This is a genomic window from Rhizobium sp. R86522 (genome assembly GCF_042466255.1).
Taxonomy (GTDB): domain Bacteria; phylum Pseudomonadota; class Alphaproteobacteria; order Rhizobiales; family Rhizobiaceae; genus Allorhizobium.
Genome location: NZ_JAXHBX010000001.1, coordinates 1800334 through 1823407, shown reverse-complemented (window position 1 = coordinate 1823407; position 23074 = coordinate 1800334). Strand labels below are relative to the sequence as shown.

Below are 23074 nucleotides of genomic sequence, written 5' to 3'. Positions count from 1 at the left end.
GCCATGCGCATCCTGCTGACGAATGACGACGGTATTAACGCTCCGGGCCTTGCATCCCTGGAGCGCATCGCCCGCAGCCTGTCCGACGATGTCTGGATCGTCGCGCCAGAGACCGACCAGAGCGGGCTTGCCCATTCGCTGACGCTGTCGGAACCCTTGCGTCTGCGCGAGCTCGACGACAAGAAGTTTGCCCTGCGTGGCACGCCGACCGATTGCGTCATCATGGCGATCCGCAAGGTGCTCGACCGCAAGCCTGATCTCGTCCTGTCCGGCGTCAATGCCGGCGCAAACATGGCTGACGACGTGACCTATTCGGGAACGGTTGCCGGTGCGATCGAAGGGACGGTGCACGGTGTCAGGTCTTTCGCGCTGAGCCAGGCCTATAGCTACGAGGCGGGTGCGCCGATCCCGTGGCATGTTGCAGAAGCCCTGGCGCCGGATCTTCTGAGGAAGCTTTCGACGATCGATTTGCCACCCGGCACATTTCTCAATCTCAACTTCCCGAATTGTGAACCGGAAGAGGTGCAGGGCATTGATGTCACGTCGCAGGGCAAGCTGGACTTCGGCCTCTCGGTGGAAGAGCGTCAGGATGGGCGCGGCCTTCCTTATTTCTGGCTGCGATTCGGCGACCGCAAGGGCAACTTCCGCGCCGGAACCGACATTCATGCGCTGCGCGAGAAGAAGATTTCCGTGACGCCGCTGAAGCTCGACATGACCGACTATGCAGTGCAGGACATGGTTGCGGCAGCACTCGCCGATGGGGATGCAGTGTGAGATCTGCCCTGGTCGAGCGCGAGGGCTTTGCGGCTCTGGTCCTGCGGCTCAGGGCCGAAGGCATCACCGATCTCGACCTGCTGACGGCCGTCGAGCAGACCCATCGCTCGAGCTTCGTTCCACCCGAATACGCCCAGAGCGCCTATTCCAGCCGCTCGATCCCGATCGAATGCGGGCAGTTCATGGAGGGCGCGGATCTCGCCGTTCGACTGCTTTCCATGCTGCAGGTGAAGCCAGGACATCGGGTGCTTGAGATCGGCACCGGCAGTGGCTTCGCGACCGCCGTTCTCGGGCGGCTCGCCGAGCGGGTGATCTCGATCGAACGATACAAGACCCTGATTGCGAGCGCCCAGGGTCGATTGGAGCGGCTTGCGCTTCGTAACGTTATCCTGCGCCAGGTCGACGGCTCGAACGGGCTGCCGGGCGAGGGGACCTTCGACCGTATCGTGTCCACGGCGGCCTATCCCGTCATGCCCCGATTCTTTGCCGAACAACTCGTGTCCGGCGGCATGCTGCTTGCACCGATCATGCTGGACGAGGAGCGCTGCGTCATGGTCCGTCTGACCAAGACCGGGAGCCGCTTCGAGCGGGAGGATCTGTTCGAGGTGCCCTTCCTGCCCCTGCAGCCGAAGATCGCCCAGCACCTCTGAATTCATATTTTCCGAACTTTCCAGATCCCTTTGAGCGCAGGCGCAAGAGCGCCCGCCTTTGCATAATTTATATGCGCTTCGCCGAATTCGTTCATAACGAATCCACGGGGTTAACTGACCGGTAATACTAACGCGCTTTAATGAACCCACATCAAGTTGTGTCATATGTGGGTCGAGTCATGCGTAAAAGTGTATCGCCGAAAGCTGGATTGTCTGTCGCTCGTTTGTGCGGCGCGCTCCTCCTGGCCGGTACGGCGGCCGGGTGTAGTTCAGACGCTTCGCGCTTCAGCTCGGTCTTCTCCACCGACAGTCTGACCACAGCCTCCATCCCACGTCAGTCCGCGCTGCGCAATCAGCCGCCGGTCCCCGCCGAGAACATCGGTGGCGGCGGCATGTACGGCCAGTCTCAGGCCATGGCACAGCCGATGCCGGCAAGCCCGGCTTACGAGGCACCGGCATCTGCCCGGGCGGCAAGCACGCCGGCCTCCGTGCAGCGCGCCGAACTCGCCGCGCCATCAGGTTCTGGCAATAATTCCGAGCGTGCTGCAGCGCTTGCGCAGCCCTTCCCATCTGCGCCTCGGCCGCAAGCCGGTCAGGTGGCTGCAGTCAACCCAGGTCAGGTTCTGGCCGAGCCGACATCGACCGGTTCGACGCCCCGTCAGGGCGGTTGGTCGACGGCCGGTGCTGCCCGCGTGACCTTGCGGCCCGGCGAGACCATCGCGACGCTCTCCGATCGCTATGGCGTTCCGCAGAAGGAACTCCTCAAGGCCAATGGTCTGACCCATGTCAGCGATGCGGCCCCCGGCCAGCTCGTGATCATCCCGACCTTCGGCGGTCCCAATGCTGCCCGCGCTGCGGCCGATGCTTCCGGCCTGCCGACCGATGGCCGCAAGCCTGTGCTGCCGGGCGACCAGCAGCAGAACGTCGCCGTCCTGCCGAATGCCCCGAATTCCCGCGAAAAGCAGCAGGTCTCGGCATCGGCCGCCACCGGCAAGTCGGATGCGGGCGCCGGTGCTGGTGCCGGCTCCTACATCGTGAAGCCCGGCGATTCCCTGGCGCGAATTGCGAAGGCCAATGGCATTTCGGTCGATGATCTCAAGAGCGCCAACGGTCTGACGACCGGGAACATCCGCATCGGACAGCCGCTCGTCGTCCCGGCAAAGAGGGCCGCGGCACCCGCAGTTGCCCAGGCTCCGGCTGCAGCGGCCGCCGATCCGGTCAAGACGGCCTCCGTGCCGGCTGCCGGTCAGCCCGCTCAATACCAGGCCCCGGCCGCCAACAAGTCGGTGACGGAAGTCGCCGCTGCCAAGCCGGAAACGGCCGCACCCGAATTGACCGGCATCGGCAAGTATCGCTGGCCGGCCCGCGGTGCCGTGATCGCCAATTTTGGCGCCAATATCGATGGCAAGCGCAGCGACGGTATCGCGATCTCCGTGCCGCAGGGCACGCCGATCAAGGCCGCCGAGAACGGCGTGGTCATCTATGCCGGCAACGGCCTCAAGGAACTCGGCAACACGGTTCTCGTCCGTCACGACGATGGCAAGGTCACCGTCTACGGCCATGCCGACAGCCTGTCGGTTCAGCGTGGCCAGAAGGTCCAGCGCGGCCAGACCATCGCCACATCCGGCATGACCGGCAACGTCAAGCGTCCGATGCTGCACTTCGAAGTCCGCAAGGATGCAGCTCCGGTCAACCCGATCACTTACCTGGAATAGTGTATTGCGTACAGGTCAGTGAAAAGGCCCGGAGCTCGCGCTCCGGGCCTTTCTGATTCTGCGGGTGTAAAGATTCAGCGGCGGTCGGTGGAGATCCGAAGGCGTCCGGCGAGATCCTGAATGTATTGCCAGGCAACGCGCCCTGAGCGGCCGCCGCGAGTGGTTGCCCATTCCAGCGCTTCATGATGCAACTGCTCGCGGGGCAGCGGCAGCGTGAAATGCGTGGCATAGCCGTCGATCATCGTCAGATAATCGTCCTGGCTGCATTTGTGGAAGCCGAGCCAGAGGCCGAACCGGTCCGAGAGCGAGACCTTCTCCTCTACGGCTTCTGACGGGTTGATCGCCGTCGACTGCTCGTTTTCCATCATGTGGCGCGGTAAAAGATGGCGCCGGTTAGAGGTGGCGTAGAACAGCACATTGTCCGGCCGGCCCTCGACGCCGCCGTCCAGCGCTGCCTTCAGAGATTTGTAGGCGGTGTCGTCATGGTCGAAGGAGAGGTCGTCGCAGAAGACGACGATCCGGTGCGGCGCATCCTTGATAATCTCGAGCAGCCCCGGCAGCGTCGAGATATCCTCCCGATGCACTTCGACGAGCTTCAGCGCGATGCCGTTGGTCTTGATGATGTCGGCATGGACGGCCTTGACCAGTGACGACTTGCCCATGCCGCGCGCACCCCAGAGCAGCACGTTGTTCGCAGGATAACCTTCGGCGAAGCGCAATGTATTTTCGTGCAGGATGTCGCGCACATGGTCGACACCGCGGATCAGGCCCAGTTCCACCCGGTTCGGTCGCTTGACGGGTTGCAGGTGAAGCCGTGCCGGAGACCAGACGAAACAGTCTGCGGCCTCCCAGTCGTTGACGGCGGGTGCCGGCCCTGCCAGCCGTTCCACGGCCTCGGTGAGACGCTTCACTTCCGCCAGAAGTGCGCTCACGGTCTGATCATCCATCGTCCTGCTCCTCGTCGTCCGGTCCGGCTGTGCAAGCCTGAGCTTGGGCGGTATCACGCAGAATTGCGGGCATAAAGGGTAAGGGGCCTGAAAATGGTACGCCCCGGCGCTGTTTCTGTTGCATTCATGGGCTCTCTCACTATATTCCGGCGACCTGACGAGGGGGCCGGGCGGCTCCCCAATACGCTTCAATAGGGAGTCTTTCATGTTTATCACCGAGGCCTTTGCCCAGGACGCAGTTACTGCCCCGAGCGCGATGGGATCCGGACTGGAAATGCTGCTGCTCTTCGCACCGCTGATGGTGGTCTGGTATTTCTTCCTGATCCGTCCGCAGCGCCAGCAGATGAAGAAGCGTGAAGAGACGCTGTCTGCCATCCGTCGTGGCGATCAGGTCATCATGGGTGGCGGCATCGTCGCCAAGGTCACCAAGGTGATCGACGACAAGGAACTCGAACTCGAAATCGCCGACGGCGTGAAGGTTCGTGCAATGCGCCAGTATGTGGCGGAAGTCCGCGTCAAGGGCGAACCGGTCAAGACCGAAACCGCCGCCTGATCCCGCTGGGCCGGCCTTGCGCCGGCCTTTGCCATTTTCCGATGCCCTGATTCGAGAGTTCCATGCTTTACATTTCCCGCTGGAAGACATTGTTCATCTGGTTGACCGTTGCGCTCGGCGTCCTTGTCGCCCTGCCCAATGCCTTCACGGACGAGGAACTGGAAGCATTCCCCTCCTGGTTCCCCACGAGCAAGGTGACGCTCGGCCTCGACCTGCAGGGCGGCTCGCACATCATGCTGAGGCTCGAGCGCCAGGATATCGTCAAGGAACGCCTTGAGACGATCGTCGGCGACGTCCGGACCCAGCTTCGCGAAGCCGGCATCCGCTATACGGGCCTTTCCGGCGTCGGCCAGCAGATCCAGGTTCGCATTACCGATGCGGACAAGGTGCCGGAAGCAATCGAAGCGCTGCGCTCGCTGACCGATCCCGTCAGCATCGGCGGTCTGACCGGCGGTTCTGTGACCGAGGTCGCTCTTGAGCAGGCCGAAGGCGGCGTGCTGCGCCTGACGCTGACCGACGCGGGCATCGACTACCGCGTATCCTCTGCCCTGACGCAGTCGATGGAAGTCGTTCGCCGCCGTGTCGACGAATTGGGGACGACCGAACCGCTCATCCAGCGCCAGGGGGATGACCGCATCATCGTCCAGGTCCCGGGCCTGACTGATCCGCAGCGCCTGAAAGCGCTTCTGAACCAGACGGCCAAACTGTCCTTCCACATGGTCGACACGACGATGCCGGTCACGGAAGCGATGAACACGCGTCCGCCGGCACAGTCGGAGATCCTTTATTCGGCCGATGACCCGGCCGTTCCCTATCTCATCGAGCGTCGTGCGCTGATTTCGGGTGAAAACCTCGTTGATGCCCAGGCAGCCTTTGACCAGCGCACCAATGAGCCGGTCGTCAGCTTCCGCTTCGACAGCCGCGGTGCCCAGCGTTTTGCCCAGGCAACGCAGGAAAACGTCGGCAATCCCTTCGCCATCGTCCTCGACCAGCAGGTCATTTCCGCGCCCGTCATCCGCGAGCCGATCCTCGGCGGTTCCGGACAGATCTCCGGCAATTTCTCGGTCGAAGGCGCAAACGATCTCGCAGTTCTGCTGCGCGCCGGTGCTCTGCCGGCGACGCTGACGGTCGTCGAGGAGCGCACCGTTGGCCCCGGCCTCGGCCAGGATTCGATCAATGCCGGCGTGACCGCCAGCATCATTGGCGGCATCGCGGTCGTTCTCTTCATGCTCGCCTTCTATGGCACCTTCGGCGTGATGGCGAACATCGCGCTCGCGGCCAATATTGCCCTGATCCTCGCGGCCCTGTCGATGATCGGCTCTACGCTCACCTTGCCTGGCATCGCCGGTATCGTGCTCACCATGGGTATGGCCGTCAACTCGAACGTTCTGATCTACGAGCGCATTCGCGAGGAAGCCCGCAATGGCCGGCCCTTGGTGCAGGCGATCGAGGTCGGCTTCAAGAAGGCCTTTGCGACGATCATCGACGCGAACCTGACGACGTTGATCGCGGCCGTCGTTCTCTTCTTCCTCGGGTCCGGCCCAGTGCGCGGCTTCGCCGTCACCCTGTCGATCGGTATCGTGACGACCGTCTTTACTGCCTTCACCCTGACCTTCTGGTTGATGGCCTTCTGGTACCGCTGGAAGCGCCCGAAGCACATTCCGAAAAGCGTACGCACTGGTTTCTTCGACAACCGCAACATTCGCTTCATGGCGGCCCGGAAGTTCAATTTCGGACTGGCCATGCTCATCTCGGTTGCCTCCCTGGTTGGGTTTGCGACTGTTGGCATGAACCTCGGGATCGACTTCAAGGGGGGCTCCATCATCGAGGTGCAGGCACGTGACGGAACCGCCGATCTCTCCGATATCCGCGACCGTCTGAGCCAGCTGAACCTCGGCGAAGTGCAGGCGCAGGGCTTCGGCGACGATGCCAGCGCGCTGATCCGCCTGCAGGCGCAGGATGGCGGCGAGAATGCCGAACAGTCGGCTCTGAGCAAGGTTCGTGGCGAACTGGAGGCGGAATACGACTTTCGCCGTGTCGAGGTGGTCGGACCATCGGTCTCGAGCGACCTGACCTATTCGGCGACGATCGGCGTTGCGGCAGCCCTGTTCGGCATCCTGATCTACATCTGGTTCCGTTTCGAGTGGCAGTTCGCGCTGGGCGCAATCATCGCCACCCTGCACGACGTTGTCTTCACGCTCGGCCTGTTCGTCCTGACTGGCATTGAATTCAACCTGACAAGTATCGCGGCGATCCTGACGATCATCGGCTACTCGCTGAACGATACGGTCGTCGTTTATGACCGAATGCGAGAAAACCTCAGGCGATACAAGAAGATGCCGCTTGAGGTGCTGATCGACGAATCGATCAACCAGACGCTCTCGCGTACGGTTCTGACCGCCGGCAGTACGGTCCTCGCTCTTGGGGCGCTCTATCTGTTCGGCGGGGAAGTCATTGCCTCCTTCACCTTCGCCATGCTGGCAGGCGTTCTGATCGGAACCTTCTCGTCGATCTACATCGCTGGCCCGGTTCTGATCGCCTTCAAGCTGCGTCCGGAAAACTTCCAGCGGGACGAGACCGAGGGCGAGCAGGTTCCGGCCAAGGCCGGGGCCTGATCCGATGGTTTTTGGCTTCGGAGACAAGGGCGTCACCATCCGTGACGCCCATTTCCCCGGGCGGCCCGGTATCGACAGTTACGGCAATGGTGGCTTCCGCTTTGCCGACATGTCGCATCGTGGATCGCTTCTCCTGCTTCCTTCCGGTGTCTATGGCTGGGAGCAGACCGAAGAGGAGCCGATCACGCAAGCCTCACTCGCGCGCGTATTTGCCGAAACCGGCATCGAATTCCTGCTCTTGGGCACCGGCCGGCAGTTGCGCCTTGTCGTCCCCGATTTGCGGGTCGCATTGAAGGCGAGGGGCATTGCGACCGATCCCATGGGAACCGGTGCTGCAATCCGCACGTATAACATCATGCTGGCCGAGCAGCGTCCGGTCGCGGCCGCGTTGATCGCAGTCTGAACCCGTCCCTCGAAAGGTGCATTGTGAGCGAGACCCCGTCGGCCAATGAGGCTCCTTGCCTGCGGGCCTTGCAAGAGTCGGATCGCGACCGCTATCTCGCGAGCCTTCTGACGCCGGCCGATCGGCGTGCTGCTATCGTCGCGCTCTATGCCTACAACGCCGAGCTTGCCCGCGTGCGCGACGTCGTCCGTGAACCCTTGCCGGGCGAGGTGCGACTGCAATACTGGCGCGACCTGCTCGAGGGCTCGGCGCATGGCGAGACCGCTGCAAACCCCGTTGCAGCCGAGCTTCTTCGCGCCGTACAGACCTGGCGGCTGCCTGTGGCGCCACTCGTCGCCATGGCCGACGCGCGCATCTTCGACCTTTACGACGATCCGATGGAAACGACCGCGATGTTCGAAGGCTATGCCGGCGAGACGGCAGCGGCGCTCATCCAGCTTTCATCTCTGGTCCTTGATGTAGAGGCTGCCGAAGCTGTATCCGAGATCGCAGGGCATGCGGGTGTGGCGCTTGCAGTTGCCGGCGCGATCCTGCTGATGCCGATCCATCGGGCCCGAGGGCAGATTTACCTGCCGACACAGATCCTTGCCTCCGTCGGACTGGACCGGGACGCATTTCTGGCCGGGGGCAACGACGAGCGGGTGACTGCCGCCATCCAGGCCTTTGCCGGTTTCGGTCTCGATCACCTGCGCAAGGCGCGTGCGGCCGGGGCAATACCGAAGAGCCTGCTTGCCGCCTTCCTGCCGGCGACGCTGGCAGAACCGTTGCTCAAGCGAGCGATGAAGATCGGCCATGCCACTCTCTCGACCGATATTCGCCCGCCGCAATGGCGACGGCAGATGGCGATGATGCGTCTGCTGCTGACGGGGCGGGTCTGACGCAGCGGTCACGTCCCGGATACACCACGTTCACGCAAGGCTCGCCTGTTAGCAGCCATTGCGATAGTGTGTGTGCGCGGAAGGAGGCGAGATCAAATCATGGTGACCTGGGGTATCGTCTTTGCGCTCGTCATGGGGCTGGCCTATTTCTCTACGCGTAGTATGCGCCAGGAGGATGAGGGATTTCAGGACGCTGGCCTCGCTATCCTCGAATTCGGCCGCGCCTTTCCGCAGGAGGCAATCCGCAGCCTGCACGCCACAGTCGACGGCAAGGCCGTCTTCGTCCGTCTGCATGACAACAAGGCAGGCTTCATGCGCAGCATGCGCAACCATTTCGCCTGCCATCTGATCGAGCCCGGCACTGTACGTGTCCGCGCCTTGCCGAACGGCAAGGGGATCGCCGTCGAGTTTCTCGACGCCCCCTCCCACAACGGCGAGTTCACCTTTGCCAACCCGGCAATCGCGGCAGAGGTTTCCCTCTGGCTGCTCGGAAACTACCTCGGCCATGCCGACCGAGAGGCGGACCCCGCCTCAGGCACGACCGGCTGACGCCGCCGTCAGGCAGCGCCGAGCCAGGTCTTGCAGTGTTCAAGGGCGCGCGCGGCGATCAGTTGACGCTTCATGATCGTCTTGTCCTTGCCGCGGAAGCGCTTGACGCCCTCTGGCTTGACGATCGATCCGGGCTCAAGCTCGGGGAACAATCCGAAATTGATGTTCATCGGCTGGAACGAGCGCTTGCCAGGCTCCTCGTCGGAAACGATATGGCCGCCGGTAATGTGGTTGAGCAGCGAGCCTAGCGCGGTCGTCGCCGGTGGCACGCTGATCGTCTCGCCCTTGCGCTGGGCCGCTGCAAAGCGCCCGGCCAGCAGGCCGATCGAGGCGCTCTCTACATAGCCTTCGCAACCGGTGATCTGGCCGGCGAAGCGCAGGCCCGGACGGGCCTTCAGCTGCAGGCTCTGGTCGAGAAGGGTCGGTGAGTGGATATAGGTATTGCGGTGTAACCCGCCGAGCCGGGCAAATTCCGCATTTTCAAGGCCCGGAATCATCCGAAAGATCTCGGCCTGGGCGCCGTAGCGCAGCTTCGTCTGGAAACCGACCATGTTGTAGAGCGTGCCCAGCGCATTATCCTGGCGCAGCTGCACGACGGCATAGGGCTTGACTGTCGGGTTGTGGGCATTGGTGAGGCCCATCGGCTTCATCGGCCCGTGGCGCAGCGTTTCGCGGCCGCGTTCCGCCATGACTTCGATCGGCAGGCAGCCGTCGAAATAGGGCGTCCCTTCCCATTCCTTGAAGCCGACGGCGTCACCGGCAATCAGTGCGTCGATGAAGGCATTGTACTGTGTCTCGTCGAGGGGGCAGTTGATATAGTCCTTGCCCGTGCCGCCGGGGCCTACCTTGTCGTAGCGCGACTGGAACCAGCAGGTGTCCATGTCGATGCTGTCGGTATGCACGATCGGTGCAATCGCATCGAAGAAGGCAAGCGCATCCTTGCCGGTCCGCTCGCGGATGGCTTCGGCGAGTGCCGGCGAGGTCAGGGGGCCTGTCGCAATGATGGCGAGATCCCAGTCCTCCGGCGGCAGGCCCGTCACTTCCTCACGCACGACTGATATCAACGGATGATGTTGGATCTCGGCCGTGACGGCGTCCGAAAAGCCGTCGCGGTCGACGGCGAGCGCGCCACCCGCCGGCACCTGATGCTTGTCGGCGCAGGCCATGATCAGCGAACCGGCGAGCCGCATCTCGGCATGGATGACGCCGACGGCATTCGAGGTCGCATCATCGGAGCGGAAGGAGTTGGAGCAGACCAGTTCGGCCAAGCCGTCTGTCTTGTGTGCATCGGTGCCACGCACGCCGCGCATTTCGTGCAGGATGACCGGGACGCCGGCCTGGGCCACCTGCCAGGCGGCCTCCGAGCCTGCAAGACCGCCGCCGATGATGTGAATGAGGGAGAAGGAGCTGTTTGTCATGGGCGGCTCCATATCACGGCTCGCGGCGCGAGGTCTATCATGTCTGAAGCCATGCAGCTCGCTGAGCGTTCACATTCGCGACGCAGGAATCAAAAACGGCACCATGCGGTGCCGTTTGACAGGCTGCTTCTCGCAGGTCCGATTAACGGAAGGAGCGCGAAGCGATGTTGCGGATTTCGTAGCGGGTGATGCCGATGTCGTTCAGGGTCTGCGAAGACAGGTTGCCCAGTTCGTTCATCGTGCGGCGGTAGCTGATCCAGTTCTTTGCAATGCGGATCGGGTTCATGGTCGTTTCCTCGTCGAATGTTCGCTGATCCTGCGGTCTTTCCCGCATCGGCGATTGACCTTCTTATACGCTCGTAAAACAAGATTGTGCAGTGCAAATAATATGCGACTGCTATGCATTTGTGCATGAGGTTGCCGTGATATGTGGCAGGCCGGGTCGGCTGGCGAAAAATGCGCCATGCGTTAACGCCCGTTTACCGATGCAGAAAAGCCCGCGATTGCGGGCTTTTCGAAGGCGTTCTGGGGGCTTGGTCGTTGATCAGACCGGCTTGATCAGGATGTGCTTCTTCTTTCCGAGCGAAAGCTTGATGACGCCATCCGCCGTGACCTCTGCAGTGCCCACAGACATGCGCTCGTCGGAGACGCCTGCATCGTTGATCTTGACCGCACCGCCCTGCACGTGACGGCGGGCTTCGCCGTTCGAGGCGGCAAGGCCCGCCTTGACGATCAGTCCGAGCAGGCCGATCCCGGCTTCGAGTTCCGCCGAGGCGACTTCGACAGTCGGCAGCGTGTCGGCAAGCGCCCCTTCCTCGAAGGTCTTGCGGGCCGTTTCGGCAGCCTGCTCAGCGGCTTCCCGGCCATGCAGCAGTGTCGTCACTTCGGTGGCTAGGATCTTCTTGGCTTCGTTGATCTCCGACCCGCCAAGCGCTGCGAGACGCGCGATCTCGTCCATCGGCAGGATGGTGAAGAGCTTGAGGAAGCGCACGACGTCGGCATCCTCGGTGTTGCGCCAGTACTGCCAGAAGTCATAGACCGGCAAGAGGTCGGCATTGAGCCATACAGCGCCCGAGGCCGACTTGCCCATCTTGGCGCCGGAGGAGGTGGTGAGCAGCGGTGCGGTCAGCGCATAGAGCTGCGGCGTGCCCATGCGGTGGCCGAGGTCGATGCCGTTGATGATGTTGCCCCACTGGTCGGAACCGCCCATCTGCAGCCTGCAGCCGTAGCGCTGGTTCAGCTCGACGAAGTCGTAGGCCTGGAGGATCATGTAGTTGAATTCGAGGAAGGACAGCGACTGCTCGCGGTCAAGCCGCGTCTTGACGCTGTCGAAGGAGAGCATGCGGTTGACCGAGAAATGCCGGCCGACATCGCGCAGGAATTCGAGATAGTTGAGCGGACGCAGCCATTCGGCATTGTTGATCATCAGGGCGCCGCCCTTCGGCCCCTGGTTGTAGTCGAGGTAATGCGAGAAGCAGCGTTTGATCGAGGCGATATTTTCTTCAATCGTCTCGATCGTCATCAGCTTGCGCGCCTCCTCCTTGAAGGAGGGGTCGCCGACCATGCCGGTACCGCCGCCCATCAGCGAGATCGGCTGGTGGCCGGTGGCTTGGAACCAGCGCAGCATCATGATCTGCATCAGGTGGCCGACATGCAAGCTGGATGCCGTCGGGTCATAGCCGATATAGGCCGTCACGCTCTCCTTGGCGAGCAGGTCGTCAAGCCCCGTTTCATCGGACATCTGATGAATGAAGCCGCGCTCGGAGAGGATGCGGAGGAAATCGGACTTGAACTTCGTCATGACGCTGTTGCTTTCGGTTTCTCTGGTCTTTCGGTGGCACACTTTAAAATCCGCGCGGGCTTTAGCATTGTTTTTTGAATTGTGCACCCGTCTCGGTCATGAATGTCCGGCGAGTTGACGGACCGAATCGGGTGTGAAATGGCGGAAATCAGGACGGCAATCGGGTTGATGAGCGGCACCTCGATGGATGGCATCGATGTGGCGCTGGTCCGTACCGATGGCGAGGCGGTCGTCGAGCGCGGCGGTTTCCTCTCCGTGCCCTACGAGCCCGCCTTCCGCGAGCGGTTGAAGCAGGCATTGGAAGACGCGAAAGCCATCAAGCAACGCGACGAACGGCCGGGAGAACTCTCCCGTATGGAGAGGGACCTGACTCTACGTCATGCACAGGCCGTGGCGCTTTTCCTGCAGCAAGAGAAGCTCAAGCGTGAGGACATCGACCTCATCGGCCTCCACGGCCAAACGGTGTTGCACAGGCCGGACGACGCCCTGACCGTGCAGCTTGGCGACGGGCCGCTGCTGGCGGACGAAACTGGCATCGACGTGGTCTATGACATGCGCGCCAATGACATGGTGCATGGCGGGCAGGGCGCTCCGCTGGTCCCGGTCTATCACCAGGCTCTGGCGCAGCAGATTCTGCCCGAGAACTGGCCGGTGTGTTTCGTCAATATCGGTGGCATCTCGAACCTCACCTACCTCGATCGCGACGGCACGATCATCGGCTTCGACAGCGGACCGGGCAACACGCTGATCGATCAATGGGTCGAGGCCCATGCGGGCATACCTTACGACGACGGCGGTCGCATCGCCTCTGAAGGTTCGGTCATCATGCCGCTCGCCGAGCGCTATCTGGACAGTTCCTTCTTCACCGCAAGCACGCGCCGCTCGCTGGACCGCAACGATTTTCGTCCGCCTGAAGGCCACGAGGCCGAGCTATCCGACGGTGCCCGCACACTCGCCTATGTCTCTGCGGCCGCTATCCTGAAGTCGGCCGGCCATCTCCCCAGCTCTCCGAAGACCTATGTGATCTGCGGCGGGGGCCGCCTGAACCGAACGATCATGGTAGATCTTGTGAGCCTTGCCCGCGAACAGGGGGCGACGGTGCTCACTGCCGAACAGGCGAGCTTCGATGGTGACGCCATGGAGGCAGAGGCCTGGGCTTATCTTGCGGTGCGCTCGGCGCGGGGGCTGCCGCTGACCTTTCCGGGAACGACCGGCGTGAAAGCGCCGGTCATTGGTGGTGTGCTGGCGCCATCCGTGATCCTGCGGACACCGCGTCTTGTCCTGACACGGTGGTTGGATGGTGACGAAGAGCGTCTTGTCGAATTGCACGGCACGCCGGAGACCAGCGCCTATGTCGGGAACGGCAAGCCCTGGGATCGGGACTACGCACGAGAGCGACTGGCGGGGTGGCGGACAGGCTTTCACCGCCATGGCTTCTCCACCTTGAAGCTGATGACGGCCAGTGGTTCGCAATTCGTCGGGCGCGCCGGCATCAGCTGGTATGAGGACGCGCAGGTCCATCAACTTGCCTATTCGATCGAACGGTCGAAATGGGGGATGGGATATGCCGGCGAGATCGCCAGTGCTCTGGTGGGGTGGTTCTTCGAGGCAGAGATCGGACAACGGCTGGAGGCCATGGCGCATGTCGACAACGCAGCCTCCTTACACATCCTCAAAAAGACAGGCTTCCGGGAAATTGACATGCGCACCGTGCGAGGGGAACCCTGCCGCTTCTTTGAAATGACCCGAGCCGTTTATGCGGATCGCGCAAACGCCAGCCCGTCCCGCAAACCCACTTCATAGGCGTGCCGGATCCCGGCCGCGTCGCCGACAGAGAACTTGCTGACCGGGATGTCCTCGCTCGGGCCGACCACCACGCGATTGGGGGCGGAAGGCGGCTGTCGGCCAAATCGGGTGGTCAGAAGCAGTGTCTTCCAGCCCTTGGTCTCGACCTCGCTCAGTTTCATCAGCGGTGGATTGTCGACGAGGCCGCCATCGAGATAGGCGCGACCCCTGACGCGCCCGACCGGCATGAAGGGCGGCACGGACGAGGTTGCCATCAGCGCATCGACAAGTTCGCCGGGATAGTCGCAATTGTGCGTCGAGATCCAGGTGGGGCGCAATTTCATCCGCAGACCCGCCTTGGAATGGGTGCCGTCGGTCAGAAGCTTTTCGATCTGGTAGGCGCCGATCGAGCCCAGTGCACCGAGCGCACCGGGCATCCAGTCCGGCAGGCCGGAGAGCTGGATCAGCATCGGCGGTGCTGCCTTTAGCGCGGCGAGTTCTTGTTCGCCAAACGCGTCTGCGAGCAGTTGCCGGAAGAGGGCGCCGACCACGAGCGGCGATTCCCGCCGCCGGAGCGCCCGCCAGTCAACACCGCGATGGCCCTTTTCGGCAAAGGCGAAGGCGGAAGCCCTGACACGGTCGCCGACGCCGGCAAGGTGCATCGCGCCGTGATAGGCGCTGGCCGAAACGGCGACATAGAAGCGCGGCTTGAGCGGATGATGTTCGCTATAGGCCTTGAGGAAGCCGCTCTGCCAGTAGCAGCGGTTACCGCCGCCTGCGAGGCCGACGGCGTCAAAGGTGAGGGGTGAGGTCATTCAAAATCACAGTCTGAAATCGAAAGAGTGTTTAATCACGCCGAAGAAGTTCGAGAGCTTCCGCTTCTCTTCCCTTGCCGCGCGCCGCCATTTCCTCGAACAGCCGGTAGGCCTCATGTTGCTTGACCATTTCCGCGGCCATCTCTGACACTAGGCGTTCAGGAGAGACACCCTTCTCAGCTGCAATCAGATCCACCTTTTCGTGAACCTCTGAACTCAGCTCAACGGTTAAAGCGTTCATCTTCAAGCCTCCGCACAGTAGCCGCTGGTGTCTCGATCTTGATGTGCGGGAACCTGAGTTCCGCCTTTTCAAAATCTCGGACGTTCGACGTCACGAGTATATGCGCGTTGGCCGAGATTGCCAATTCGAGCAGGTGATTGTCGGCTTCATCGACGAGATTGGGCCGCCACTTGAAATGCGCGGTCCGCCATTGGCAGCGAGAAACAAAGATATCCATCAGCGCTAGCCGTTCGTTGGCGGACATTCGTCCGTTCGCAAAAGGCTCTGTTCTGGAGAGTACGTCGCGGTATTCGAGCAGAAGTGGACCGGACAGAAAAGGGACGAGACGCCCGTCCAGGCACGCCTCGATCACTTTCGAGGCTGGGCCGCGGCCGATACAAGCGCTGACGAGAACGTTTGTATCGGCCACGATCCGGATCATCTTAGCGGATCCGCTTGGCGGCCGGTTCGGGGACCAGTTCGCCATCGAGGCGACGGTCGAGATAGTCTTCGCATTCGCCCATCAGCGTTTCCACCTGGCCGTTGAAGAAGTGGTTGGCGCCCGGCACCGTCTTGTGGGTGATCAGGATACCCTTCTGGGTCTTCAGCTTGTCGACGAGGCCAAGCACATCCTTTTCAGGGGCCACCTTGTCGCTGTCGCCGTTGATGATCAGGCCTGATGACGGGCAAGGGGCGAGGAACGAGAAGTCGTAGATGTTCGGCTGCGGCGCGATCGACATGAAGCCTTCGATCTCGGGACGACGCATCAGGAGCTGCATGCCGATCCATGACCCGAAGGAATAACCGGCAACCCAGCAGCTCTTCGAATCCGGATGCAGGCTCTGAACCCAGTCGAGGGCCGATGCGGCATCCGAAAGCTCGCCGGCACCATGGTCGAACTCGCCCTGGCTGCGGCCGATGCCGCGGAAGTTGAAGCGGAGCGTGGTGAAACCGCGCTTCTGGAACATGTAGAACAGCTGGTAGACGATCTGGTTGTTCATCGTCCCGCCGAATTGCGGATGCGGATGAAGGATGATCGCGATCGGTGCGCTCTTTTCCTTGGAGGGTTGATAACGGCCTTCGAGACGACCCGCGGGGCCGTTGAAAATCACTTCGGGCATTAGGTTCCGGTCCCTGACATTTTTGCGGTTCGTCAACACCAAATTAGAAAGCTGACTTGACGGCGTCAGTCAGCTTTTCTAGAACGAAGTTTAGAACCGTTCGAAACTGGATGGCGTCGCATCCGGGGTGAAGGTGTCATAAGGCAAGCCCGGCGGATATTTCAAGGAAAATGCGCCGACATGAGTATGGGAGTCTGAAGCAAGGATGGCCGCTGCGCGCATCTATCTCGACTGGAACGCCACCGCACCCCTGATGGGCGCGGCGCGCGAGGCCATGCTCGATGCGCTTTCAATGCCCGGCAATCCGTCTTCCGTTCATGCCGAGGGGCGCGCAGCCCGGGCCGTCATCGAGAAGGCACGCCGCGAGGTGGCGCACCTCGTCGGTGCCGAGCCGGCGCATGTGACCTTCACCGCGAGTGCGACCGAAGCCGCCAATCAGGTGTTGTCGCCCATCTATCGCATGGGTAAGTCCCGTGTGGCGCTCGGGCGTCTTTATGTTTCCGCCATTGAGCACCCGGCAGTGAGGGCCGGCGGCCGGTTTTCCGCAGATCAGGTGACGGAAGTTCCGGTGACCCGTTCGGGCATACTGGATGTCGATGCGCTGGCCGCTCAGCTAGCGTCGCATGATCCGGCAGACGGTCTGCCATTGGTCGCCGTCATGCTCGTAAACAACGAAACCGGGATCATCCAGCCAATCCGGGAGATCTCCGCCACCGTAAAGAAGTTTGGCGGATTGCTGGTGGTTGATGCCGTGCAGGCGGCAGGCCGCATTCCGCTGTCGATCGCAGATCTCGGCGCCGACTTCCTGATCCTGTCGGCCCACAAGCTGGGCGGCCCGAAGGGTGTTGCCGCGCTTGTGGCGCGCGGCGAAACGCTGATGCCGGAACCTCTGGTGCGCGGCGGTGGCCAGGAAAAGGGCCACCGCGCCGGCACGGAGAACCTGGCAGCTATGACCGGCTTTGGTGCGTCGGCCTCCGTGATGACGAAGGATCTGGTCGAGCGAAATGCCGCGATCGCAGCGCTGCGAGACAAGGCCGAAGCCGGTATGCTTGCTGCTGCACGGGATACGGTCATCTACGGGAGAGGCGAGGCGCGGGTCGGCAATACGAGTTTCTTCCATCTGCCGGGGCTGAAGGCAGAAACCGGTCAGATCGCTTTCGATCTCGAAGGTATTGCGCTATCGGCCGGTGCCGCCTGCTCGTCGGGCAAGGTCGGCGCTAGCCATGTGCTGACCGCCATGGGTGAGGATGCCTCGACCGGGGCGCTGCGCCTGTCGATCGGCCCTGATACGACGGAAAGCGACATCGATCGCTTTCTGGGCGCCTTTGTGAAGATTGCTGCCCGCCGCAAACCGGCGGGGCAGGCCGCCTAAGGCGGCGAAAAACCGGGCCAAACGTCGTTTTTCCCTTGCCAAGAGGGGTGAAATGGTGGCTCGGGAACCTTAAGTATGGCGGGTCACCGCCCAACGTTAACAAGCTGCCGGAATTTGGCCCGGCAAGATTGGAGAACGACCATGGCTGCTGTGCAGGAAACGATCGATCAGGTCCGCCAGATCGATGTGGATCAGTACAAGTATGGTTTTGAAACCACCATCGAAGTCGACAAGGCCCCGAAGGGCCTGTCGGAAGACATCGTCCGTTTCATTTCGGCAAAGAAGAACGAGCCGGAATGGATGCTTGAATGGCGCCTTGACGCCTACAGGCGCTGGCTGACGATGGTCGAGCCCACCTGGGCCCGCGTCGATTATCCGAAGATCGACTTCAACGACATCTATTACTACGCCGCGCCGAAGAGCACAGCCGGCCCGACGACGATCGACGACGTCGATCCGGAGCTTTTGAAGGTCTATGAAAAGCTTGGTATTCCCCTGCGTGAGCAGGAAATGCTGGCAGGTGTCCAGACCTCGAAGATCGCCGTCGACGCCGTTTTCGATTCGGTCTCGGTCGTCACGACCTTCAAGGCTGAACTGATGAAGGCCGGCGTGATCTTCATGTCGATCTCGGAAGCCATCCGCGAATATCCGGATCTGGTGAAGAAATATCTCGGCTCGGTCGTTCCGGTCACGGACAACTATTATGCGACGCTGAACTGCGCCGTCTTCACCGACGGCTCCTTCGTCTACATTCCGAAGGGCGTTCGCTGCCCGATGGAATTGTCGACATACTTCCGTATCAACGAGAAGAACACCGGCCAGTTCGAGCGCACGCTGATCATCGCCGAAGAAGGCGCCTACGTCTCTTATCTCGAAGGCTGCACGGCGCCCCAGCGCGACGAAAACCAGCTGCATGCAGCGGTCGTCGAACTCGTCGCCATGGATGACGCCGAAATCAAGTATTCGACCGTCCAGAACTGGTATCCGGGCGACAAGGACGGCAAGGGCGGCATCTACAACTTCGTCACCAAGCGTGGCGATTGCCGTGGCGACCGTTCGAAGATCTCCTGGACCCAGGTCGAAACCGGTTCGGCGATCACCTGGAAATACCCGTCCTGCATTCTGCGCGGCGACGACAGCCAGGGCGAGTTCTACTCGATCGCCGTCTCCAACGGCCACCAGCAGGTCGATAGCGGCACCAAGATGATCCATCTCGGCAAGAACACCAAGAGCCGGATCATCTCCAAGGGCATCTCGGCCGGCGTGTCGCAGAACACCTACCGCGGCCAGGTCTCGATGCATCGCAAGGCGGAAAACGCCCGCAACTTCACCAATTGCGATTCGTTGCTGATTGGCGACACCTGCGGCGCGCATACCGTGCCTTACATCGAGGTGAAGAACTCGACGGCCAAGGTGGAGCACGAGGCGACGACCTCGAAGATTTCCGAGGACCAGAAGTTCTACGCCATGCAGCGCGGCATCCCGGAAGAAGAGGCGATCGCCCTCATCGTCAACGGTTTCGTCCGCGACGTTATCCAGCAGCTGCCGATGGAATTCGCGGTTGAAGCGCAGAAGCTGATCAACATCTCGCTCGAGGGGTCGGTCGGCTGATGAAACGGCGCTATCAGCCACGTGCGGTCGTCATCCTCGGGCTTGTCCCGAGGATCTACTACCGGCAAGGCTGATGCGCTATGTCCGGCTTCGTTTACATGATGTCGGACAAGCCACGTGGCGTGATTTACACCGGTGTGACCAGCGACCTTCAGGGGCGCGTTTGGGAACACCGGAATGAAATTCAGAAGGGTTTTACGTCCAGATACAATGCGAAGCTTTTGGTGTGGTTCGAGCAGCATCCGAACATCGTCCTCGCGATCCGACGAGAGAAGTCTCTGAAGCGCTATTTGCGGGACTGGAAGATCAAGCTGATCGAAGGGTTAAACCCAACATGGCTCGATCTCTATGACCGGATTTACGAGATCGAAAACGTCTACTCACCGCACCCGAGCTCTCCGCAATGGTCGGACTATAACTGAAACGGCAGTAGATCCTCGGGACGAGCCCGAGGATGACGGAATTGAACAGGCGCCGCGCGGCGCAACAGGAAACGACAGGCGGCCCTTGAACCGCCCGATGGACAGGAACACAGACATGCTTGAAATCCGCAATCTCCATGCCCGCATCGCCGAAGACGGCACCGAAATCATCAAGGGCCTGAACCTGACCGTGAAGGCCGGCGAAGTCGCTGCCATCATGGGCCCGAACGGCTCCGGCAAGTCGACGCTGTCCTACATACTCTCAGGCCGCGAAGACTATGAAGTGACCGAAGGCGACATCCTCTATAACGGCGAGAGCATTCTGGAACTCGACCCGGCCGAGCGCGCTGCCAAGGGCATCTTCCTTGCCTTCCAGTATCCGGTCGAAATCCCGGGCGTGGCGACTATGCAGTTCCTCAAGGTCGCGATGAATTCGCAGCGCAAGGCGCGTGGTGAAGACGAGCTGACAACGCCGGAATTCATCCGCCGCGTCAAGGAAGCCTCCGCTGAACTGAAGATCAATCCTGATATGCTGAAGCGTCCGCTCAATGTCGGCTTCTCCGGCGGTGAGAAGAAGCGTGCCGAAATCCTGCAGATGGCGCTGCTCGAGCCGAAGCTCTGCATCCTCGACGAAACCGATTCCGGCCTCGACATCGATGCGCTGAAGATCGTCGCTGATGGTGTGAACGCGCTGAAGCGTCCGGACCGCGCAACGGTTGTCATCACCCACTACCAGCGCCTGCTCGACTACATCGTGCCGGATAGCGTGCACGTCCTCTACAAGGGCCAGATCATCAAGTCGGGTGACAAGAGCCTGGCGCTGGAACTCGAAGCCAACGGCTATGCCGACATCACCGGTCAGGCCGCCTAAGGGCTCTCAAGTTTTAAAGGAGTTGCAACGATGACATTGCAAGCGGCCAACCGGCTCACCGTAGCCGAGACCCAGATCATCGACGCCTATACCAACCAGATCGGCAGCCTTCCGGGCGATGGCGCCGTGCTTCTGAAGCGCGACGGCCTGTTCGACGCCCTGAAGCGCCAGGGTCTGCCGACGCGCCGCGTAGAGACCTTCCACTACACGGACCTCAAGGCGCTGCTGCGGGCGCTTCCGGCCGAAGAGCCGCAGGCGGTGGCCAAGGCGATCAGTTCGCTGGTTTCGGGCGCAACCGTGCTCAACGTCCTCCAGGGCGTGTCTGAGGTGCCGGCTTCGCTGCCGGAAGGCCTTGCTGTGTCGCTCTATCGCGATGCGCTGACGAACGGTGACGCAGCCGAAGGCCTGAACGCCTTCAACGCCGACGACACGATCGGCCGCCTGAACGGCGCCTTCGTGCGGGACGGCTTCACGCTCGACGTGGCCGAGGACGCCGAAATCGAAGCACCGATCGAACTGCAGTCTGTGCATGCTGCAGGCCAACTGCATCTGCGGTTCCCGGCCACCTTCGGCAAGGGTTCGAAGGCCACCGTCATCGAGCGCCATGTCGGCCAGAGCGGTTCGGCAGCGCTTGCCTCCGTCGTCGCCGACCTGAAGCTCGGCGAGGGTGCCGAGATCACCTGGATCATCCTCCAGGGTGAAGGCGATGCCGATACCCATCTCGGCCAGATCCGTGCAGAGCTCGGCACCGATGCCAAGTTCCGCCTCTTCATCGTCAACGCTGGCGGCAAGCTGGTGCGCCAGGAAATTCATGTGAAGACGGCTGGCGAAGGCTCCGACTTCACGCTGCGCGCCGTCAACCTGCTTGGCGGTGACACCCATACCGACGTCACCATGACGCTCGGCCACGACGTGCCGAACACCACCTCGACGGAAGTGATCCGCAACGTCGTCTTCGATCGCGCCAAGGGTGTCTTCCAGGGCATGATCCGGGTCGCCCCGGACGCCCAGAAGACCGATGCCCGCATGGCTTGCAACACGCTGCTGATGTCCGACGATTGCGAATTCTCGGTCAAGCCCGAGCTCGAAATCTTTGCCGACGACGTGCAGTGCGCCCATGGCGCAACGGTTGCCGACATTCACAAGAGCCATCTCTACTACCTGATGTCGCGTGGCATTCCGGAAAAGAAGGCGCGCGCGCTGCTGATCAACGGCTTCGTCGCCGAAATCGTCGAGGAGCTCGAAAACGAGCCGCTCGTCGAGGCCCTGGAAGAGATCATCACCGACTGGCTGGAGCATCATGGCTGACACGATCGCGGTAAAGACAGGATATGACGTCGAAGCCGTCAGGCGGGATTTCCCGATCCTGTCGCGCGAGGTCTATGGCAAGAAGCTGGTTTATCTTGACAATGCAGCTTCTTCCCAGAAGCCGCGCCAGGTGATTGACGCGATCAGCTACGCCTATTCGAACGAATATGCCAATGTGCATCGTGGCCTTCATTTCCTGTCCAATGCCGCGACGGACGCCTATGAAGCGGCGCGCGAAAAGGTGCGCCGTTTTCTGAATGCCCCCTCGATTGACGAGGTGATCTTCACCAAGTCGTCGACCGAGGCGATCAACACGGTCGCCTATGGCTGGGGCATGAAGCATATCGGCGAGGGCGACGAGATCGTGCTCTCGATCATGGAGCATCACTCCAACATTGTGCCCTGGCATTTCCTGCGCGATCGCAAGGGTGCCAAGCTCGTCTGGGCGCCTGTTACCGATGACGGCGCCTTCGACATGGAAGCATTCGTGGCTTGCCTTACCGAGCGCACAAAGCTGATCGCCATAACCCATATGTCGAACGCGCTTGGCACGGTCGTGCCGATCAAGGAAGTCTGCCGGATCGCCCATGAGCGCGGAATAGCCGTCATTGTCGATGGCTCTCAAGGGGCTGTCCACATGCCCGTCGATGTCCAGGATCTCGGCTGCGACTGGTATGCCGTCACCGGCCACAAGCTCTACGGCCCCTCAGGCATCGGCGTGCTCTGGGGCAAGATGGACCGCCTGAGGGATATGGACCCCTTCATGGGTGGCGGTGAGATGATCATCGAGGTGGCGCAGGGTTACGTCACCTACAACGAGCCGCCGCACCGCTTCGAGGCGGGCACGCCGCCGATCGTCCAGGCGATCGGGCTGGGTTATGCGCTCGACTATATGGAAAGCTTGGGGCGTCCGGCAATTGCCGCCCATGAGGAAAGCTTGCGCGCCTATGCGCATGAGCGTCTCTCGGCGATCAATTCGCTGCGGATCATCGGCAATGCGCCGGGCAAGGGGGCGATCTTCTCCTTTGAACTCGCCGGCATTCATGCCCATGATGTCTCTACCATGATCGACCGTCGCGGCGTTGCCGTTCGCGCCGGAACCCATTGCGCCCAGCCGCTGCTCGCCCGTTTCGGCGTGACTTCCACTTGCCGGGCGTCGTTCGGTCTCTATAACACAAGGGAAGAAGTCGATGCGCTGGCGGACGCGCTGGATTACGCCCGCAGCTTCTTCGCCTGAGGAATGAAC

At 61.7% G+C, this 23074-nt stretch carries 23 protein-coding genes and 1 pseudogene; 16 read left to right on the top strand and 8 right to left on the bottom strand.

What is annotated here, in order from left to right; all coding sequences use genetic code 11:
* The first annotated feature begins 3 nt into the window (after nucleotides 1–3).
* The 3 genes from surE (at nucleotide 4) to SJY08_RS08720 (ending at nucleotide 3139) form a co-directional block, all read left to right on the top strand.
* Entirely contained in the window at nucleotides 4–774 is a 771-nt protein-coding gene (gene surE / locus SJY08_RS08730) for a 5'/3'-nucleotidase SurE (protein WP_377275332.1), read from the top strand.
* Complete coding sequence (locus SJY08_RS08725) at nucleotides 771–1424, top strand: protein-L-isoaspartate(D-aspartate) O-methyltransferase (RefSeq protein WP_054150151.1); 654 nt, start codon at nucleotides 771–773, stop codon at nucleotides 1422–1424. The genes surE and SJY08_RS08725 overlap by 4 nt, the downstream gene beginning before the upstream one ends.
* Nucleotides 1425–1603: 179 nt before the next feature.
* Nucleotides 1604–3139: a peptidoglycan DD-metalloendopeptidase family protein gene (locus SJY08_RS08720; RefSeq protein WP_377275331.1), complete on the top strand. Its 1536-nt coding sequence runs from the start codon at nucleotides 1604–1606 to the stop codon at nucleotides 3137–3139.
* A gap of 74 nt (nucleotides 3140–3213) precedes the next feature.
* Here SJY08_RS08720 and SJY08_RS08715 read toward each other — a convergent pair whose 3' ends face one another.
* Nucleotides 3214–4086 carry an ATP-binding protein gene (locus SJY08_RS08715; protein WP_377275329.1) on the bottom strand — a complete coding sequence of 291 codons (873 nt, stop codon included), beginning with the start codon at nucleotides 4084–4086 and terminating at the stop codon, nucleotides 3214–3216.
* A gap of 205 nt (nucleotides 4087–4291) precedes the next feature.
* Here SJY08_RS08715 and yajC point away from each other — a divergent pair, with 205 nt between their 5' ends.
* The 5 genes from yajC to SJY08_RS08690 all read left to right on the top strand — a co-directional run bounded on the left by yajC (nucleotide 4292) and on the right by SJY08_RS08690 (nucleotide 9084).
* On the top strand, nucleotides 4292–4639 hold the full coding sequence (yajC, locus tag SJY08_RS08710; RefSeq protein ID WP_377275328.1) for a preprotein translocase subunit YajC: 348 nt from the start codon (nucleotides 4292–4294) through the stop codon (nucleotides 4637–4639).
* 62 nt (nucleotides 4640–4701) lie between these two features.
* The gene (secDF, locus tag SJY08_RS08705; RefSeq protein ID WP_377275327.1) at nucleotides 4702–7254 is read left to right on the top strand and encodes a protein translocase subunit SecDF; all 2553 of its coding nucleotides are present in this window, start codon (nucleotides 4702–4704) and stop codon (nucleotides 7252–7254) included.
* Nucleotides 7255–7258: 4 nt separating this feature from the next.
* Entirely contained in the window at nucleotides 7259–7657 is a 399-nt protein-coding gene (locus tag SJY08_RS08700) for an Mth938-like domain-containing protein (protein WP_377275326.1), read from the top strand.
* A 23-nt stretch (nucleotides 7658–7680) separates the two neighbouring features.
* Complete coding sequence (locus SJY08_RS08695) at nucleotides 7681–8535, top strand: phytoene/squalene synthase family protein (RefSeq protein ID WP_377275325.1); 855 nt, start codon at nucleotides 7681–7683, stop codon at nucleotides 8533–8535.
* Nucleotides 8536–8634: 99 nt separating this feature from the next.
* Nucleotides 8635–9084, top strand: coding sequence for a hypothetical protein (locus SJY08_RS08690; RefSeq protein ID WP_377275324.1), 450 nt, complete (start codon nucleotides 8635–8637; stop codon nucleotides 9082–9084).
* 8 nt (nucleotides 9085–9092) lie between these two features.
* On the opposite strand, the gene trmFO is transcribed toward SJY08_RS08690, so the two are convergent.
* From trmFO to tyrS, 3 genes are all read right to left on the bottom strand, one after another.
* Nucleotides 9093–10502 carry a methylenetetrahydrofolate--tRNA-(uracil(54)-C(5))-methyltransferase (FADH(2)-oxidizing) TrmFO gene (gene trmFO / locus SJY08_RS08685; protein WP_377275323.1) on the bottom strand — a complete coding sequence of 470 codons (1410 nt, stop codon included), beginning with the start codon at nucleotides 10500–10502 and terminating at the stop codon, nucleotides 9093–9095.
* A 142-nt stretch (nucleotides 10503–10644) separates the two neighbouring features.
* Nucleotides 10645–10788: a DUF1127 domain-containing protein gene (locus SJY08_RS08680; protein ID WP_006728564.1), complete on the bottom strand. Its 144-nt coding sequence runs from the start codon at nucleotides 10786–10788 to the stop codon at nucleotides 10645–10647.
* A 258-nt stretch (nucleotides 10789–11046) separates the two neighbouring features.
* Complete coding sequence (gene tyrS / locus SJY08_RS08675; protein WP_300890651.1) at nucleotides 11047–12303, bottom strand: tyrosine--tRNA ligase; 1257 nt, start codon at nucleotides 12301–12303, stop codon at nucleotides 11047–11049.
* Between the two features lie 138 nt (nucleotides 12304–12441).
* Here tyrS and SJY08_RS08670 point away from each other — a divergent pair.
* Both SJY08_RS08670 and SJY08_RS08665 read left to right on the top strand, forming a co-directional pair.
* A pseudogene (locus SJY08_RS08670) lies at nucleotides 12442–13551 on the top strand (anhydro-N-acetylmuramic acid kinase); the annotation flags it as partial.
* Entirely contained in the window at nucleotides 13543–14106 is a 564-nt protein-coding gene (locus tag SJY08_RS08665) for a GNAT family N-acetyltransferase (RefSeq protein ID WP_377278521.1), read from the top strand. The pseudogene SJY08_RS08670 and the gene SJY08_RS08665, both read left to right, overlap by 9 nt.
* Here the strand turns inward: SJY08_RS08665 and SJY08_RS08660 are convergent.
* Genes SJY08_RS08660 through SJY08_RS08645 form a run of 4 tightly spaced genes read right to left on the bottom strand, consistent with a single transcriptional unit; the run spans nucleotide 14058 to nucleotide 16244 of the window.
* The gene (locus SJY08_RS08660; protein WP_377275322.1) at nucleotides 14058–14903 is read right to left on the bottom strand and encodes a patatin-like phospholipase family protein; all 846 of its coding nucleotides are present in this window, start codon (nucleotides 14901–14903) and stop codon (nucleotides 14058–14060) included. The two genes, SJY08_RS08665 and SJY08_RS08660, sit on opposite strands and share 49 nt — an antisense overlap.
* A 31-nt stretch (nucleotides 14904–14934) precedes the next feature.
* Entirely contained in the window at nucleotides 14935–15144 is a 210-nt protein-coding gene (locus SJY08_RS08655; protein ID WP_054150162.1) for a hypothetical protein, read from the bottom strand.
* Nucleotides 15125–15565 (bottom strand): putative toxin-antitoxin system toxin component, PIN family, encoded by a 441-nt coding sequence (locus SJY08_RS08650; protein WP_069041511.1) that lies wholly within the window; start codon nucleotides 15563–15565, stop codon nucleotides 15125–15127. The genes SJY08_RS08655 and SJY08_RS08650 overlap by 20 nt, the downstream gene beginning before the upstream one ends.
* 1 nt (nucleotide 15566) lies before the next feature.
* Nucleotides 15567–16244 carry an alpha/beta hydrolase gene (locus tag SJY08_RS08645; RefSeq protein WP_054150164.1) on the bottom strand — a complete coding sequence of 226 codons (678 nt, stop codon included), beginning with the start codon at nucleotides 16242–16244 and terminating at the stop codon, nucleotides 15567–15569.
* 205 nt (nucleotides 16245–16449) lie between these two features.
* On the opposite strand from SJY08_RS08645, the gene SJY08_RS08640 reads away from it, so the two are divergent.
* The 6 genes from SJY08_RS08640 to SJY08_RS08615 all read left to right on the top strand — a co-directional run bounded on the left by SJY08_RS08640 (nucleotide 16450) and on the right by SJY08_RS08615 (nucleotide 23065).
* Nucleotides 16450–17616, top strand: coding sequence for a cysteine desulfurase family protein (locus SJY08_RS08640; protein WP_377275321.1), 1167 nt, complete (start codon nucleotides 16450–16452; stop codon nucleotides 17614–17616).
* A 141-nt stretch (nucleotides 17617–17757) separates the two neighbouring features.
* Nucleotides 17758–19227 carry a Fe-S cluster assembly protein SufB gene (gene sufB, locus SJY08_RS08635; protein ID WP_076396111.1) on the top strand — a complete coding sequence of 490 codons (1470 nt, stop codon included), beginning with the start codon at nucleotides 17758–17760 and terminating at the stop codon, nucleotides 19225–19227.
* A gap of 80 nt (nucleotides 19228–19307) precedes the next feature.
* Complete coding sequence (locus SJY08_RS08630; protein ID WP_377275320.1) at nucleotides 19308–19649, top strand: GIY-YIG nuclease family protein; 342 nt, start codon at nucleotides 19308–19310, stop codon at nucleotides 19647–19649.
* Between the two features lie 115 nt (nucleotides 19650–19764).
* Nucleotides 19765–20520, top strand: coding sequence for a Fe-S cluster assembly ATPase SufC (sufC, locus tag SJY08_RS08625; RefSeq protein ID WP_300890054.1), 756 nt, complete (start codon nucleotides 19765–19767; stop codon nucleotides 20518–20520).
* A 30-nt stretch (nucleotides 20521–20550) separates the two neighbouring features.
* The gene (sufD, locus tag SJY08_RS08620) at nucleotides 20551–21828 is read left to right on the top strand and encodes a Fe-S cluster assembly protein SufD (RefSeq protein ID WP_377275319.1); all 1278 of its coding nucleotides are present in this window, start codon (nucleotides 20551–20553) and stop codon (nucleotides 21826–21828) included.
* Nucleotides 21821–23065: a cysteine desulfurase gene (locus tag SJY08_RS08615; RefSeq protein ID WP_377275318.1), complete on the top strand. Its 1245-nt coding sequence runs from the start codon at nucleotides 21821–21823 to the stop codon at nucleotides 23063–23065. Before sufD ends, SJY08_RS08615 begins: the two co-directional genes overlap by 8 nt.
* Nucleotides 23066–23074 lie beyond the last annotated feature (9 nt).

Bases quoted from the DNA above. Each gene is read 5' to 3' on its own strand.
- surE (WP_377275332.1), top strand. From the start codon at position 4: ATGCGCATCCTGCTGACGAATGACGACGGTATTAACGCTCCGGGCCTT.
- SJY08_RS08720 (WP_377275331.1), top strand. From the start codon at position 1,604: ATGCGTAAAAGTGTATCGCCGAAAGCTGGATTGTCTGTCGCTCGTTTG.
- SJY08_RS08715 (WP_377275329.1), bottom strand. From the start codon at position 4,086: ATGGATGATCAGACCGTGAGCGCACTTCTGGCGGAAGTGAAGCGTCTC.
- yajC (WP_377275328.1), top strand. From the start codon at position 4,292: ATGTTTATCACCGAGGCCTTTGCCCAGGACGCAGTTACTGCCCCGAGC.
- secDF (WP_377275327.1), top strand. From the start codon at position 4,702: ATGCTTTACATTTCCCGCTGGAAGACATTGTTCATCTGGTTGACCGTT.
- SJY08_RS08700 (WP_377275326.1), top strand. From the start codon at position 7,259: ATGGTTTTTGGCTTCGGAGACAAGGGCGTCACCATCCGTGACGCCCAT.
- SJY08_RS08690 (WP_377275324.1), top strand. From the start codon at position 8,635: ATGGTGACCTGGGGTATCGTCTTTGCGCTCGTCATGGGGCTGGCCTAT.
- trmFO (WP_377275323.1), bottom strand. From the start codon at position 10,502: ATGACAAACAGCTCCTTCTCCCTCATTCACATCATCGGCGGCGGTCTT.
- SJY08_RS08680 (WP_006728564.1), bottom strand. From the start codon at position 10,788: ATGAACCCGATCCGCATTGCAAAGAACTGGATCAGCTACCGCCGCACG.
- tyrS (WP_300890651.1), bottom strand. From the start codon at position 12,303: ATGACGAAGTTCAAGTCCGATTTCCTCCGCATCCTCTCCGAGCGCGGC.
- SJY08_RS08660 (WP_377275322.1), bottom strand. From the start codon at position 14,903: ATGACCTCACCCCTCACCTTTGACGCCGTCGGCCTCGCAGGCGGCGGT.
- SJY08_RS08655 (WP_054150162.1), bottom strand. From the start codon at position 15,144: ATGAACGCTTTAACCGTTGAGCTGAGTTCAGAGGTTCACGAAAAGGTG.
- SJY08_RS08650 (WP_069041511.1), bottom strand. From the start codon at position 15,565: ATGATCCGGATCGTGGCCGATACAAACGTTCTCGTCAGCGCTTGTATC.
- SJY08_RS08645 (WP_054150164.1), bottom strand. From the start codon at position 16,244: ATGCCCGAAGTGATTTTCAACGGCCCCGCGGGTCGTCTCGAAGGCCGT.
- SJY08_RS08640 (WP_377275321.1), top strand. From the start codon at position 16,450: ATGGCCGCTGCGCGCATCTATCTCGACTGGAACGCCACCGCACCCCTG.
- sufB (WP_076396111.1), top strand. From the start codon at position 17,758: ATGGCTGCTGTGCAGGAAACGATCGATCAGGTCCGCCAGATCGATGTG.
- SJY08_RS08630 (WP_377275320.1), top strand. From the start codon at position 19,308: ATGTCCGGCTTCGTTTACATGATGTCGGACAAGCCACGTGGCGTGATT.
- sufC (WP_300890054.1), top strand. From the start codon at position 19,765: ATGCTTGAAATCCGCAATCTCCATGCCCGCATCGCCGAAGACGGCACC.
- sufD (WP_377275319.1), top strand. From the start codon at position 20,551: ATGACATTGCAAGCGGCCAACCGGCTCACCGTAGCCGAGACCCAGATC.
- SJY08_RS08615 (WP_377275318.1), top strand. From the start codon at position 21,821: ATGGCTGACACGATCGCGGTAAAGACAGGATATGACGTCGAAGCCGTC.